Source organism: Bacillus sp. TE9106W (assembly GCF_054062215.1).
Genome location: NZ_JBSSFA010000001.1, coordinates 270,979 through 284,723, shown reverse-complemented (window position 1 = coordinate 284,723; position 13,745 = coordinate 270,979). Strand labels below are relative to the sequence as shown.

Here is a 13,745-nt window from a genome sequence, read left to right as displayed (position 1 = left end):
GGGAGTTTTTTTATGCGCTTGTATGCAAATATAAAAGTCCAATTTCAGAGAAGAGATAAGATAGGCCGTAACATCCAACGCCAAGCATTCCGTAATGAAATAATTGCTTCGCTTTTTCTTTTCGTGAGGAACGAACAAAGAATCCTTTCCAAATACCAAACCCGATACAAATCCATTCAAGAATCATAAAAAGTGCAGATAATATGAGCATAAATAAAACCATTTTGAGCCCTCCTGATTATATTGTTTCATGCTGCATTCTCACGGGTGGTTGTCCTTGTTACGTTATGTATATGTATGTCTTTACAAAACAGTATGGTCTGCACGAAAAGATTTTAAAACTTTTGCACATAACCTACCCTATTTATTTTCAAAATAAAGGTGGAGGAGGTTTTTCGTGTGAAGAATCTTAAAATCATTTGGATATATCGTTTAGGGTTATTGTTACTTGTCTTTCTTTGTTTGCTCGTCTTTTTAAAAATTAAGCCGTTATGGGCACCGATTATCTTTGTATGTAAAGTGGCCATTACACCGTTTCTTATTGCATGTTTTATTGCGTATTTATTGCATCCTTTAATTGAAAAAATTCATAAGGAAGGGATGCCGCGTACACTCGCTATTTTGCTTATTTACATCCTTTTCTTTGGTGGAATTGGTTATGGAATTTATAAAGGAACGCCAATTGTCATTAAGCAATTACAAGAAATCAATGAGCAATTTCCGCAGTTTACAAAGATGTATGATTCGTGGATGGATGGTGTTACAGAACAAACAGCGAATTTTCCATCATTTATTCATGAAAAGGTGAAACAAATTTTTATTGGTGTAGAAACGAAGATACAAGCACTTTTAAATAAAGTGATGAGCACAGCTCGTGGTGTACTAGATTCGTTACTCATTATTTTCTTAATTCCGTTCATTGTATTTTACATATTAAAAGATTACGGCGAGTTTTATCATATCTTTTGGAAACTAGTCCCGAGTAAGTGGCGTAGTACGGGGCAAATGCTGGCGAAAGAAATTGATAAGTCACTTGGAAGTTATATTCGAGGACAATTATTTGTTTGTTTAGTATTAGGAGGAGTATCCGTTCTTTCTTTTTGGTTTATTGGTATGAAATATCCATTATTGCTTGGCATTATTATTGGGGTAACGGATATAATCCCATACTTCGGCCCTATTTTAGGGGCGATTCCAGCGTTGATGATTGCAGCAACGGTATCAACAAGTTTACTCATTAAAGCGGGGATTACGATTGCTATTTTGCAATTTGTAGAAAGTAATATTTTATCCCCTTACATCGTTGGTAAGTCGCTTCGCATGCATCCTGTCATTATTATGCTTGCACTACTAGTTGGGGGAGAAGTGGCAGGAATTGTAGGGTTATTAATATCAGTTCCTGTTTTAGCGGTCATTCGTACAGTGATCGTTCATGTAAGGCCTCTTTGGAAAAAAGAAGATGTGTAATAGGAAGGCCCTCTACTTTTTTAAGTAGAGGGCCTTCGTTATTTAGAGAGTTGCTCGTTTATTTTTTGAACGAGAGAGCTTACATCATTTGTTTGAATATGTTTTATTTTTTTCCATTCACTATCATACATAAATACAATTTGATTGCTGAAAAGACGCTTTTGTTCTTTTAAATTTGAAATTTTTGCGAAAGAGTACTCCTCAAGTAATGGATTCTTGCTTACATCTGGACCATAAAAGAAGAGCCTTTTGTTTGTTAAAATTAATAGGCCTGGTCTTGCGACGGAACGATAAATAAATATTTCTAGTGAACATGCTGTGTAAAATAATATTGTTTCATCATTTGTTAACATATTTTTAGCTTCGTTCAATAAGGTTGTCATTATAATCGCTCCTTTATTATTGATAATTTAATTATAATAAAAAAATAATATTCAGAAAAGTTCATAGAAGTAGTACAATTTATTAATACATGCATAATATATGAAAAGGCTGTTAAGAATGAATGGTAGAATAGCTATGATTAATAAGCAATTAATATAATATAAATGATTATCTACATTGACAAACTTAAGAGAATTCTATTATATTTAGTCATATAATACATTAAATCAATGACGGAACAAGTACGTTACAGTCCATTTATAGAGAGAAGCTTCCATATGGCTGAAAGAAGCTTTAAATGAAGGGTAACAGAAAGCTAATCCTGAGAGCAGCTAATCACTGCCGTCTTGCCACGTTACGGCACCATGAGGTGATGAATTGATTCGTATAGCAATCAATTCATAATTAGGGTGGTATCGCGAGTTAACTCTCGTCCCTTTTATAGGGGCGGGAGTTTTTTATATTTAAGGAGGAAAATACAATGAAACAACTAACAGGCGCACAAATTCGTCAAATGTTTTTAGACTTTTTCCAAGAAAAAGGACACGCAGTAGAACCTAGTGCATCACTAGTTCCACATGAAGATCCATCTCTTCTATGGATTAACAGTGGTGTAGCAACATTAAAAAAATATTTTGATGGACGTGTAATCCCGCAAAATCCACGTATTACAAATGCTCAAAAATCGATTCGTACAAACGATATTGAAAACGTAGGGAAAACAGCTCGTCACCATACATTCTTTGAAATGTTAGGGAACTTCTCAATCGGTGATTACTTCAAAGAAGAAGCAATTACTTGGGCTTGGGAATTTTTAACGAGCGACAAATGGATTGGATTCGATAAGGAATTACTATCCGTTACAATCCATCCAGAAGATGAAGAAGCATTCACAATTTGGAATGAGAAAATGGGTGTTCCAAAAGAGCGCATCATCCGCTTAGAAGAGAACTTCTGGGATATCGGTGAAGGACCAAGTGGACCGAATACAGAGATTTTCTATGACCGCGGAGAAGCTTACGGTAATGACTTTAGTGACCCGGAATTATATCCAGGTGGAGAAAATGAGCGTTACTTAGAAGTATGGAACCTTGTATTCTCTCAATTTAACCATAATCCAGACGGTTCATATACACCACTTCCTAAGAAAAACATCGATACAGGGATGGGTCTAGAGCGTATGACATCTATCGTTCAAGATGTGCCTACAAACTTTGACACAGACTTATTCATGCCAATGATTGGTGCAACAGAAACAATCTCTGGTGAGAAATATCGTAATGGTGACTTAGAAAAAGATATGGCGTTTAAAGTAATTGCTGACCATATCCGTACAGTAACATTCGCTGTTGGTGACGGTGCTCTTCCATCTAACGAAGGCCGTGGTTATGTATTACGTCGTTTATTACGCCGTGCGGTGCGTTATTCGAAGAAATTAAACATCAACCGTCCATTCATGTTTGAATTAGTGCCGGTTGTTGGAGAAGTAATGAAAGACTTCTATCCAGAAGTACTTGAAAAGAAAGATTTCATCGCAAAAGTTGTGAAAAATGAAGAAGAGCGTTTCCATGAAACACTTCATGATGGGGAAGCAATTTTAGCTGAAGTTATCGCAAAAGCTAAAGAAGAAAAAACAACTGTTATTTCTGGAGTAGATGCGTTCCGTCTATATGACACATACGGTTTCCCAATTGAATTAACAGAAGAATATGCAGAAGAAGCTGGTATGACAGTTGATCATGAAGGCTTTGAAAATGAAATGGAAAAACAACGTGAGCGCGCACGTGCTGCTCGTCAAGACGTTGATTCTATGCAAGTTCAAGGCGGTGTCCTTGGAGAAGTGAAAGTAGCGAGCGAGTTCGTTGGTTACGGTACAGTTGCAACAGAAAGTAACGTTGTTGCACTTGTGAAAAACGGCGAATACACAGATAGTTTACAAGTTGGTGAAGAAGGACAATTAATGCTTGATGTAACACCATTCTATGCTGAGAGCGGTGGACAAATTGCAGACCGTGGTTATCTTCTTGCTGATGGCGTGAAAGTTCTTGTAAAAGACGTACAAAAAGCACCAAACGGCCAAAACTTGCACAAAGTTGTTGTGGAAGAAGGTACGTTAACGAAAGATGCGGCTGTAAAAGCTATTATCGATACGAAAAACCGTAGTAGTGTTGTGAAAAACCATACAGCAACTCACTTACTACACCAAGCATTAAAAGATGTACTTGGAACGCACGTTAACCAAGCGGGTTCTCTTGTAACTTCTGAACGTTTACGCTTTGACTTCTCTCACTTCGGTCAAGTACAAGCTGACGAATTAGAAAAAATTGAGCGTATTGTAAACGAGAAAATTTGGGAAAGTATTGATGTTGAGATTTCTCAAAAAGCAATCGAAGAAGCGAAAGAAATGGGCGCAATGGCATTATTCGGTGAAAAATATGGTGATGTTGTACGCGTTGTACAAGTTGGCGATTATAGCTTAGAGCTTTGCGGTGGTTGTCACGTTGATAACACAGCTTCTATCGGTATTTTCAAAATCGTTGCTGAGTCTGGTATCGGTGCAGGAACTCGTCGTATTGAAGCAGTAACTGGTAAGTCTGCTTATGAATTAATGAACGATCAAGTAGGTTTATTAAAAGAAGCAGCTGGAAAAATGAAAACAAATCCGAAAGATATTTTAACAAGAGTAGATGGTTTATTTGCTGAAGTAAAACAACTTCAAAAAGAAAACGAATCTCTTGCAGCAAAATTAAGCAATATTGAAGCTGGAAACTTAACTGATTCAGTAATGACAGTTGATGGCGTGAACGTATTAGCGGCAAAAGTAAATGTTGCAGATATGAACAACTTACGAACGATGATGGATGACCTAAAAAATAAATTAGAATCTGCAGTTGTCGTATTAGCGTCTGTAAATGATGATAAAGTAAACATCTTAGCTGGCGTAACGAAAGATTTAATTAGCCAAGGATACCATGCTGGTAAACTTGTGAAAGAAGTAGCTTCTCGTTGTGGCGGTGGCGGTGGTGGCCGTCCTGATATGGCACAAGCGGGCGGTAAAAACCCAGCGCAAGTTGAGGAAGCTTTAGCATTTGTACAAGAGTACATTAAATCTGTTTCAAAATAAAGAGATAGTAGTGTACAATGGTAGGGAGAGGAGAAGTTCTTCTCCCTATACTTACTATATAAGTGAGGTGCTTGAAATGGACGGTTTTGATAAAACAATGAAGTTTAGCATTCAAGATGAAAAACAGAGTGTCCATGTAAATGATGTACTTTTAACTGTGTATGATGCACTTCAAGAAAAAGGCTATAATCCGATTAACCAAATCGTCGGTTATTTATTAAGTGGAGACCCAGCATACATACCTCGCCATAAAGATGCACGAAGCATCATTCGCAAGCTTGAACGTGATGAATTAATTGAAGAGCTTGTGAAGTCTTACTTGAAACATCATCGTGAGGAGTAATTTATGCGGATATTAGGTTTAGATGTAGGTACAAAAACAGTCGGAGTTGCAATTAGTGACGAAATGGGCTGGACAGCGCAAGGGCTTGAAACAATCAAGATTAACGAAGAACGAGGTCAATTTGGATTTGACCGCATTTCTGAGTTAGTAAAACAGTATGATGTGGACAAGATAGTAGTAGGTTTACCTAAAAATATGAATGGTACAATTGGCCCGCGTGGTGAAGCATGCCAACAATTTGCAGAAAACCTACGAGAGCTGTTACAATTAGACGTTGTAATGTGGGACGAGCGTTTGTCAACGATGGCAGCGGAACGTCTACTCATTTCAGCCGATGTAAGCCGTAAGAAGCGAAAGCAAGTAATTGATAAGATGGCTGCAGTCGTAATCTTACAAGGATTTTTAGATAGTAAATAAGAGGTGACCAAAATGGAAGAAAATCAAATTACAATTGTAGACGAAAAAGGTAACGAACATTTATGTGAAATTATTTTCACTTTTGACGCTGAAAAATTTGGCAAAAAATCATACGTAGTCTTCTCTCCAATCGGTGAAGTAGACGAAGATGGAGACCAAATTTATGACGCAATGGCTTATGAGCAAAATGAAGAAGAGGGCGGAACTTTACTTCCAATCGAATCTGAAGAAGAGTGGGAAATGGTACAAGAAATGTTCAACACTCTAGCTGATGAGCAAGAAGCTGAATAATAAGTACTGAAAAGGTGGACGATATATCGTCCACCTTTTTTTATATGTAAAATGAAAGATTTTTTGTCGAAACTGCGTAATCCTTTGTAGTATAATGAGACGGATTGTAGAAAAATAAAGTATCTGTCAAAAATGATAGGTAAGTTTATTGTGATTTTTCATCATGTTGTATAGAAAGATGTACATATGGCCTACAATTGAATAAGGAGGAAGAGTTTTGGTAGAGAATCAAGTGAAAAAGAAGCGTAGACGCATTTTTTTATTTTCGATTATTGCACTGCTTTTAGTTTGTGGTTCAGTCTATGCGTATATTTCATCCGCATTAGGACCAGTTGATAGTGGGAATAAAAAAGAGATTGAAGTAGAAATTCCAAAGGGATCATCTACTAGTAAAATTGGTGAGATTTTAGAAGAAAAAGGTGCTGTGAAAAGCGGTACAGTTTTTAGTTTTTATACAAAGGCTAAATCTAAAAATTTACAAGCGGGTACATATTTATTAAATCCTTCAATGAGTGCGAAAGATGTTATGGAGCAAATGTCATCTGGTAATGTACATCGTCCAGCTCTTTATAAAGTGACGATAAAAGAAGGAGCACAAGTAACTGAAATTGCAGAAACGGTTGCAAACGAATTAAAGTGGAATAAAGATGATGTCGTACGTCAATTAAACGATAAAGCATTTATTCAAAAAATGCAGCAAAAGTATCCAAAGTTGTTAACCGATAAAATCTTTGATAGCAATATTAAATATCCATTAGAAGGTTATTTATATCCTGCGACGTACTCTTTCTATAAAAAAGATACAACGTTAGAAGAAGTTGTAATTCCAATGCTTGAAAAAACGAATGCAATCATTGTTCAAAACGAGGCAAAAATGAAAGCGAAAAACTGGGATGTTCACCAGCTTTTAACATTGTCTTCACTTATTGAAGAAGAGGCAACAGGCTTTACAGATCGTCAAAAGATCTCTAGTGTCTTTTATAATCGTTTAGCAAAAGGTATGCCACTGCAAACTGATCCGACGGTATTATATGCACTTGGAAAGCATAAACAACGTGTGTTATACGAAGATTTAAAGGTTAACTCACCGTACAATACGTATGTTGTGAAAGGATTGCCTGTCGGTCCGATTGCAAACTCTGGCAAACATTCAGTGGAAGCGGCGTTAGAACCTGCGCAAACAGATTATTATTATTTCTTAGCTGCACCAACTGGTGAAGTGTATTATGCGAAAACATTGGAAGAGCATAATGCATTAAAGCAAAAATATATTACGAAAAAGCAGTGAAATGGGGAGGGATAGCGAAAAAGGTCGCACATCCCTCTTTTTTGTGGTAAAATATATCGGGTTAAAAACTGGCAGAAGAATCGTTTTTAATATCAAAACGGGACGTACAAGCTAAGGGTAAAGCTGGCTTGTATTTTTATTGCATTCTATGTGTGAAAAGACGTCATAGAGGCACTTCTCCATGTAAATAAGGAGGACCATTATGGAGGATGCAGTTAACGAGTACCTATTATCATTTATTGATCCGAAAGATAAATTAATTCTTGAAATGGAAGACTATGCGAAAGAAAATCATGTGCCAATTATGGATCGACTTGGAATGGAATTTATGTTGCAATTTTTACGTTTAATTGGACCGAAGAGTATTTTAGAGCTTGGCACAGCAATTGGCTATTCTAGCATTCGTATGATGCAAGCTATTCCAAATTCTCGCATTGTGACAGTTGAGCGCAATCGCGATCGATATGAAAAAGCACTTGAATATATAGAACGTTCACCAGTTAAAGAGCGTATTTCCGTTATTTACGGTGATGCGTTAGAAACAGGCGAGCAAGTAGAAGAACATGGAACATTTGATGTTATTTTTATTGACGCAGCAAAAGGACAATATCGTCGCTTTTTTGACTTATATGAACCGTTATTAAATCCTGGTGGCGTAATTATTTCAGATAATGTTATGTACCATGGCCTTGTAACGACGAAAGAGAAAATTGAAAACAGACGTACACGTGGTTTAATCCGTCGTATTAAGACGTACAATGAATGGCTTATGAACCATGAAGGATATGATACGACGATTTTCCCAATTGGTGATGGAGTAGCTGTTAGTAAAAAGAGAGGGTGACCAAGGTATGAAGAAACCTGAATTGTTAGTAACGCCAAAAGCAGTGGCGGATATCGAACCTCTTGCGAAAGCAGGAGCAGATGCGGTAATGATCGGTGAGCAAAAGTTTGGTTTACGTTTAGCAGGTGAGTTTTCACGTGAAGATGTGAAACAAGCTGTGAAAATTGCACATGAAAATGGTGTGAAAGTATACGTAGCAATGAACGCTATGTTCCACAACGATAAAGTAGAAGAATTAACAGACTATGTTGCATTTTTAAACGAAGTACATGTAGATGCAATTGTTTTTGGAGACCCAGCAGTATTAATGGCGGTCCGCGAAGTAGCGCCAAATATGCAATTGCACTGGAATACAGAAACAACAGCAACAAACTGGTTTACTTGTAACTACTGGGGACAAAGAGGAGCAAAACGTGCTGTATTAGCTCGTGAGCTTAGCTTAGATGAAATTGTTGAATTAAAAGAAAATGCTGAAGTGGAACTTGAAGTACAAATTCACGGTATGACTTGTATGTTCCAATCGAAGCGTTCATTAGTAGGAAACTACTTTGAGTATCAAGGACGTCATCTTGACATTGAAAAGAAAAAATATGAAGAGAATATGTTCTTATATGATCCAGAGCGTAACAATAAATATCCAATTTATGAAGATGAAAATGGTACTCACATTATGAGTCCAAACGATATTTGTTTCATCGATGAGTTAGAAGAGCTAATTGATGCTGAAATCGACAGCTTAAAAATTGATGGTGTACTAAAAAGCTCTGAATACATTATTGAGGTAACGAAGAAATATCGTAAAGCAATTGATTTATGTGTAGAAGATCGTGATGCGTATTATGACGTGAAAGACGATTTATATAAAGAGATAGAAGAAATGCAACCGGTAAATCGTCCGTTAGATACAGGATTCTTCTTTAAAGAGACGGTTTACTAAACGAGGAGGGTGTAGGAAATGACTGTACAAGAAATTTCACGAGTAATCGATGGCAAACGCGTTATTGTGAAGAAACCTGAACTGTTAATCCCTGCGGGTAACTTAGAAAAATTAAAAGTAGCTATCCATTACGGGGCAGATGCTGTATATTTAGGTGGACAAGAATTTGGTCTTCGTTCGAATGCAGGTAACTTTACACTGGAAGAAATGGCAGAAGGTGTGGAATTCGCAAAGAAATATGGAGCAAAAATATATGTAACAACAAATATCTTTGCACATAATGAAAATATGGACGGGCTAGAGGAATATTTAAAAGGGATTGAAAAAGCTGGCGTAACGGGAATTATCGTTGCTGATCCGCTTATTATTGAGACTTGTAAACGTGTAGCGCCTTCTGTTGAGGTGCATTTAAGTACACAACAATCACTATCCAACTGGAAAGCAGCACAGTATTGGAAAGAAGAAGGTTTACATCGTCTTGTATTAGCTCGTGAAGCAAGCTATGAAGAAATGAAAGAAATTAAAGAAAAAGTGGATATTGAAATTGAAGCATTCGTCCATGGTGCAATGTGTATCGCATATTCAGGAAGATGTACGTTAAGTAACCATATGACAGCGCGTGATTCTAACCGTGGTGGTTGTTGTCAATCTTGCCGCTGGGACTACGATTTAGTTCAAACAGTATCACAACATAAAGATGCGAAAGAGCTTCCTCTCTTCCAAGAAGAAGATGCTCACTTTGCAATGAGTCCAAAAGACTTAAATTTAATTTTATCAATTCCGAAAATGATTGAAATTGGAATTGATAGCTTAAAAGTTGAAGGACGTATGAAATCAATCCATTACGTAGCGACTGTAGCAACGGTATACCGTAAAGTAATTGATGCGTATTGTGCGGATCCTGATAACTTTGAGTTTAAACAAGAATGGTTAGATGAGCTTGATAAATGTGCAAATCGTGATACAGCTCCTGCATTCTTTGAAGGAGTTCCAGGACATCAAGAGCAAATGTTTGGAAATCATAGTAAGAAAACAACGTATGATTTTGCTGGTTTAGTGTTAGATTATAATGAAGAAACGGGCATCGTAACGATTGAGCAACGTAATCATTTCAAACCAGGACATGAAGTGGAGTTCTTTGGACCAGAAATAGAAAACTTTACGCAGACGGTGGAGAAAATTTGGGATGAGGATGGAAACGAATTAGATGCAGCGAGACATCCGTTGCAAATCGTGAAATTCAAAGTGGATCAACCAGTGTATGTGAATAATATGATGCGCAAAAGCATACTTCAATAAGAAAGAGTGATAGTCGAATGGGGACGAATAAGCCTGTTGTAATTGGAATTGCTGGTGGTTCAGGATCAGGTAAGACAAGTGTAACGAAAGCAATTTTTGACCATTTTAAAGGTCATTCTATTTTAATCTTAGAGCAAGATTATTACTACAAAGATCAAAGCCATTTACCAATGGAAGAGCGTTTAAAAACAAATTATGATCATCCATTAGCGTTTGATAATGATTTGTTAATTGAACATTTGCAGCAATTGCTTGCATATGAACCGGTTGAAAAGCCTGTATATGACTATACATTGCATACGCGTTCAGAAGAAATTATTCCAGTTGAGCCGAAAGATGTAATCATTTTAGAAGGAATTCTTATTTTAGAAGACCCACGTCTTTGTGAGTTAATGGACATTAAGCTATTTGTTGATACAGATGCTGACCTTCGTATTTTACGCCGCATGCAGCGTGATATTAAAGAACGCGGTCGTACGATGGATTCAGTTATTGATCAATACGTAAATGTTGTACGTCCAATGCACAATCAATTTATTGAGCCTTCTAAGAAATTTGCGGATATTATTATCCCTGAAGGTGGACAAAACCACGTTGCAATTGATATTATGGTTACAAAAATTGCAACAATTCTTGAACAAAAAGTAAATTTGTAATAGCATAGTAAAAGATATACGATAGGAAGGGATTTTTTCCCTTCCTATCGAATACAATGAAACATGCAACCTCATCTATATATAGGTGAGGGCATATTTATATCAACTTTCCATACATATCTTCTTTATATAAAGAAGAATTGGGAATACGGGGTTGTATGTGACAACTCCGCTAGTACAGGCGTGCTAGAAACCTCCGCTCTCTATATAAGCGGGGGAGTTTTCATATGGAACTCCTCTTTTTTTCGGGGGATTGGTATATAAAAGGAGTGGAAAATATGGCAACAGAAAAAACATACCCTATGACGCAAGAGGGTAAGCAAAAACTAGAGAACGAACTTGAGGATTTAAAAACGGTAAAACGTAAAGAGGTTGTAGAGCGTATTAAGATTGCACGTAGCTTCGGAGATCTTTCTGAGAACTCTGAGTATGATGCAGCGAAAGATGAGCAAGCGTTCGTAGAAGGACGTATTACACAATTAGAAAACATGATTCGTAACGCAGTTATCATCACAGATAATGGCGAAGAATCTACTGTTGTTACATTAGGTAAGACAGTAACATTTAAAGAATTACCAAATGGAGATGAAGAAGCTTACACAATCGTAGGTAGCGCAGAAGCAGACCCATTTGAAGGAAGAATTTCTAACGATTCTCCAATCGCGAAAAGCTTATTAGGTAAGCAAATTGGTGAGAAGGTAGCAATCCAAACACCAGGTGGAGAAATGCAAGTAGAGATTATCTCTGTAAAATAATTAAAAATCACTCGTGTAAAAGCGAGTGATTTTTTTATTTGTATAAAAGATGAAACACTCCGTCCAAACTATAATAGACGAGGTGTTTTTTTATGAAAATAAAACGGAGAATTACCATTGTTTTAATTTGTTTTATATGTGTCATGTTTATATTACTTTGTCGTTTAATTCAAATACAAATTATCGATACGGAATCATTTACGGATCGTAAGATTAATTTAATTGAAAAAAGTGTTACACAACGGACGCAATCCATTACGGTAGATGATGGACGAGGCCATTTTATAGATCGTAATGGTCAGGAAATAGGTGAGAAAAAGTATCCTGTTTTAATTATTTTTCCATTTCTACAAATAAAAAATGACATGTTAGAGAAAATTGCGCATATCATTGGTATGTCGAGACAAGAGATTGAAAGTCAAATGAAAGATAAGAAAAGTGCATTTATTATGCAAAGAGGAAATGGACCATTTCGCTTGGCACGAGAGCAGATGGAGAAGGTGAATCAATTAAATGTATTAGGCATTGTAGCAGCTGAAGTTCGTTTGCGGCAAACTAGCGTGATGAATCATTTAATTGGCAATGTCGGTGAGAATGAACGAGAATTTCAAAAACGGTACGGAGAAGTAAGAAAAATTTCAAAACAAACGCCGATTGGCATTTCAGGATTGCAGCAATCATTTGATGAATTTCTTTTGACTGATGGAGAGGCAAAAGTATTGTATCAAGTGGACCGGCAAGGAGAACCGATTTTTGGAAAACAAGCGAAATATACATCACCTGGAAATCCATTTTATCCAGTGACGATTCAAACTACTTTACATAACGAGTTACAGAAGAAAGCAGAAGAAGTAGTTGAAGCAAGTGAAATAAAGAAGGGAGGATTAGTGCTACTTGATGTAAAGAAAAATGAAATTTTAGCGATGGTCAGCAAACCATCTGTACAGGTGAAAGATGAGAGTTTATATAAAACTACACTTGAAAATCAAATGTTAACACCACATTTTCCCGGTTCTGTTTTTAAAACAATAGTTGCAGCGGCAGCGATTGATCAAAATGAAAATGTTTTTAATCGCACATTTAATTGTAATAAAGATTTATATGGTGAAGACCACCCAAAAGTTATGATGGGGACACTTAGTTTTAAAGAGAGCTTTGCTAGAAGCTGTAATAGGACATTTTCAGAGTTAGGCAACGAGTTAATACAAAAGGATAAGATGGTGTTAGAAACTTATGTAGCGGCTTTAGGAGGCGCTGATAAGGTTGGATGGAGAGGTTCTGTATTTCATACAACTCATTTTGAACAAATGCCAGAGGAGAAGAGTGCTACGATTTGGCGGAGTGAAGGAAATAAGAATAGTAAAAAGGCGGTAGCGCAAACAGCAATTGGACAGAAAGATGTACGCATGTCACCTCTAGCGATTGCAAATATGATGGCGACGATTGCTAGAGGTGGAGAAAAGATGGAAGTGAAAGCTGTGGGAAAAATAATGTATAAAAATGGAACAGACTTTTATACATTTGAAGATCATACATTAGGTGGGAAACAGCTTTCGTATGAAACAGTGAAAACATTACAACAGTTATTAAGAAGCGTTGTAACAACGGAGAAAGGCACAGGAGCAGCATTCAGTTCATTACCATTAAGTGTCGCTGGAAAATCTGGGACAGCACAAACAGGAAAAGGAACGAAAGAGAATCGCTGGTTTGCAGGTTATTTTCCATATGAAAATCCAAGATATGCTTTAGTTGTCGTGGATATAGAAACGAATAGCGGTGTAAATAAAGTTACACCTATTTTCAAATCTATCGTAGAATCAATCTATCGATTAGAGAATGAAAAGTAATCTTGCAATTTATAGTAAAATGTTTTCATTTCATGAAAATATTATTGTAAATGTTCAACCTTTCTAGATTTAATGTTACAATAGCAAGTATGA

At 36.6% G+C, this 13,745-nt stretch carries 14 protein-coding genes and 1 other annotated feature; of the genes, 12 read left to right on the top strand and 2 right to left on the bottom strand.

Annotation, left to right across the window (positions count from 1 at the left end; translation table 11 throughout):
- Positions 1-10: 10 nt before the first annotated feature.
- The gene (locus tag ACVWY7_RS01630; RefSeq protein WP_000242545.1) at positions 11-223 is read right to left on the bottom strand and encodes a hypothetical protein; all 213 of its coding nucleotides are present in this window, start codon (positions 221-223) and stop codon (positions 11-13) included.
- A gap of 176 nt (positions 224-399) precedes the next feature.
- Here ACVWY7_RS01630 and ACVWY7_RS01625 point away from each other — a divergent pair, with 176 nt between their 5' ends.
- The gene (locus ACVWY7_RS01625) at positions 400-1,467 is read left to right on the top strand and encodes an AI-2E family transporter (protein WP_000793106.1); all 1,068 of its coding nucleotides are present in this window, start codon (positions 400-402) and stop codon (positions 1,465-1,467) included.
- A gap of 38 nt (positions 1,468-1,505) precedes the next feature.
- Here the strand turns inward: ACVWY7_RS01625 and ACVWY7_RS01620 are convergent, their stop codons facing one another.
- Positions 1,506-1,850 (bottom strand): PH domain-containing protein, encoded by a 345-nt coding sequence (locus ACVWY7_RS01620; protein ID WP_000209459.1) that lies wholly within the window; start codon positions 1,848-1,850, stop codon positions 1,506-1,508.
- A 222-nt stretch (positions 1,851-2,072) separates the two neighbouring features.
- Positions 2,073-2,292: a binding site (T-box leader), on the top strand.
- Between the two features lie 40 nt (positions 2,293-2,332).
- On the opposite strand from ACVWY7_RS01620, the gene alaS reads away from it, so the two are divergent.
- From alaS to ACVWY7_RS01565, 11 genes are all read left to right on the top strand, one after another.
- Complete coding sequence (gene alaS / locus ACVWY7_RS01615; protein WP_105989260.1) at positions 2,333-4,975, top strand: alanine--tRNA ligase; 2,643 nt, start codon at positions 2,333-2,335, stop codon at positions 4,973-4,975.
- Positions 4,976-5,051: 76 nt separating this feature from the next.
- Positions 5,052-5,318, top strand: a complete 267-nt coding sequence (locus ACVWY7_RS01610; RefSeq protein ID WP_000348590.1) for an IreB family regulatory phosphoprotein — start codon at positions 5,052-5,054, stop codon at positions 5,316-5,318.
- A 3-nt stretch (positions 5,319-5,321) separates the two neighbouring features.
- Positions 5,322-5,735 (top strand): Holliday junction resolvase RuvX, encoded by a 414-nt coding sequence (gene ruvX, locus ACVWY7_RS01605; protein WP_001221197.1) that lies wholly within the window; start codon positions 5,322-5,324, stop codon positions 5,733-5,735.
- Between the two features lie 12 nt (positions 5,736-5,747).
- Positions 5,748-6,026 carry a DUF1292 domain-containing protein gene (locus ACVWY7_RS01600; protein WP_000392247.1) on the top strand — a complete coding sequence of 93 codons (279 nt, stop codon included), beginning with the start codon at positions 5,748-5,750 and terminating at the stop codon, positions 6,024-6,026.
- 217 nt (positions 6,027-6,243) lie between these two features.
- Positions 6,244-7,314: an endolytic transglycosylase MltG gene (gene mltG, locus ACVWY7_RS01595; protein WP_000230086.1), complete on the top strand. Its 1,071-nt coding sequence runs from the start codon at positions 6,244-6,246 to the stop codon at positions 7,312-7,314.
- A 202-nt stretch (positions 7,315-7,516) separates the two neighbouring features.
- Positions 7,517-8,158 (top strand): O-methyltransferase, encoded by a 642-nt coding sequence (locus ACVWY7_RS01590; RefSeq protein WP_000389090.1) that lies wholly within the window; start codon positions 7,517-7,519, stop codon positions 8,156-8,158.
- Positions 8,159-8,165: 7 nt separating this feature from the next.
- A complete protein-coding gene (locus tag ACVWY7_RS01585) occupies positions 8,166-9,095 on the top strand; it encodes a peptidase U32 family protein (RefSeq protein ID WP_000742780.1) in 930 nt (309 codons plus the stop codon).
- Positions 9,096-9,113: 18 nt separating this feature from the next.
- Positions 9,114-10,394 (top strand): peptidase U32 family protein, encoded by a 1,281-nt coding sequence (locus ACVWY7_RS01580; RefSeq protein ID WP_000217969.1) that lies wholly within the window; start codon positions 9,114-9,116, stop codon positions 10,392-10,394.
- 17 nt (positions 10,395-10,411) lie between these two features.
- The gene (gene udk, locus ACVWY7_RS01575) at positions 10,412-11,050 is read left to right on the top strand and encodes a uridine kinase (RefSeq protein ID WP_000537076.1); all 639 of its coding nucleotides are present in this window, start codon (positions 10,412-10,414) and stop codon (positions 11,048-11,050) included.
- 278 nt (positions 11,051-11,328) lie between these two features.
- Positions 11,329-11,805 (top strand): transcription elongation factor GreA, encoded by a 477-nt coding sequence (gene greA, locus ACVWY7_RS01570; RefSeq protein ID WP_000179966.1) that lies wholly within the window; start codon positions 11,329-11,331, stop codon positions 11,803-11,805.
- A 92-nt stretch (positions 11,806-11,897) separates the two neighbouring features.
- A complete protein-coding gene (locus tag ACVWY7_RS01565) occupies positions 11,898-13,652 on the top strand; it encodes a peptidoglycan D,D-transpeptidase FtsI family protein (RefSeq protein ID WP_002080278.1) in 1,755 nt (584 codons plus the stop codon).
- The last annotated feature ends 93 nt before the right edge of the window (positions 13,653-13,745 follow it).

What these genes read in the sequence shown, in the direction of transcription:
- greA (WP_000179966.1), top strand. Translation starts at nt 11,329, where the DNA reads ATGGCAACAGAAAAAACATACCCTATGACGCAAGAGGGTAAGCAAAAA.
- ACVWY7_RS01590 (WP_000389090.1), top strand. Translation starts at nt 7,517, where the DNA reads ATGGAGGATGCAGTTAACGAGTACCTATTATCATTTATTGATCCGAAA.
- ACVWY7_RS01565 (WP_002080278.1), top strand. Translation starts at nt 11,898, where the DNA reads ATGAAAATAAAACGGAGAATTACCATTGTTTTAATTTGTTTTATATGT.
- ruvX (WP_001221197.1), top strand. Translation starts at nt 5,322, where the DNA reads ATGCGGATATTAGGTTTAGATGTAGGTACAAAAACAGTCGGAGTTGCA.
- ACVWY7_RS01630 (WP_000242545.1), bottom strand. Translation starts at nt 223, where the DNA reads ATGGTTTTATTTATGCTCATATTATCTGCACTTTTTATGATTCTTGAA.
- ACVWY7_RS01600 (WP_000392247.1), top strand. Translation starts at nt 5,748, where the DNA reads ATGGAAGAAAATCAAATTACAATTGTAGACGAAAAAGGTAACGAACAT.
- ACVWY7_RS01585 (WP_000742780.1), top strand. Translation starts at nt 8,166, where the DNA reads ATGAAGAAACCTGAATTGTTAGTAACGCCAAAAGCAGTGGCGGATATC.
- ACVWY7_RS01620 (WP_000209459.1), bottom strand. Translation starts at nt 1,850, where the DNA reads ATGACAACCTTATTGAACGAAGCTAAAAATATGTTAACAAATGATGAA.
- ACVWY7_RS01580 (WP_000217969.1), top strand. Translation starts at nt 9,114, where the DNA reads ATGACTGTACAAGAAATTTCACGAGTAATCGATGGCAAACGCGTTATT.
- udk (WP_000537076.1), top strand. Translation starts at nt 10,412, where the DNA reads ATGGGGACGAATAAGCCTGTTGTAATTGGAATTGCTGGTGGTTCAGGA.
- alaS (WP_105989260.1), top strand. Translation starts at nt 2,333, where the DNA reads ATGAAACAACTAACAGGCGCACAAATTCGTCAAATGTTTTTAGACTTT.
- ACVWY7_RS01610 (WP_000348590.1), top strand. Translation starts at nt 5,052, where the DNA reads ATGGACGGTTTTGATAAAACAATGAAGTTTAGCATTCAAGATGAAAAA.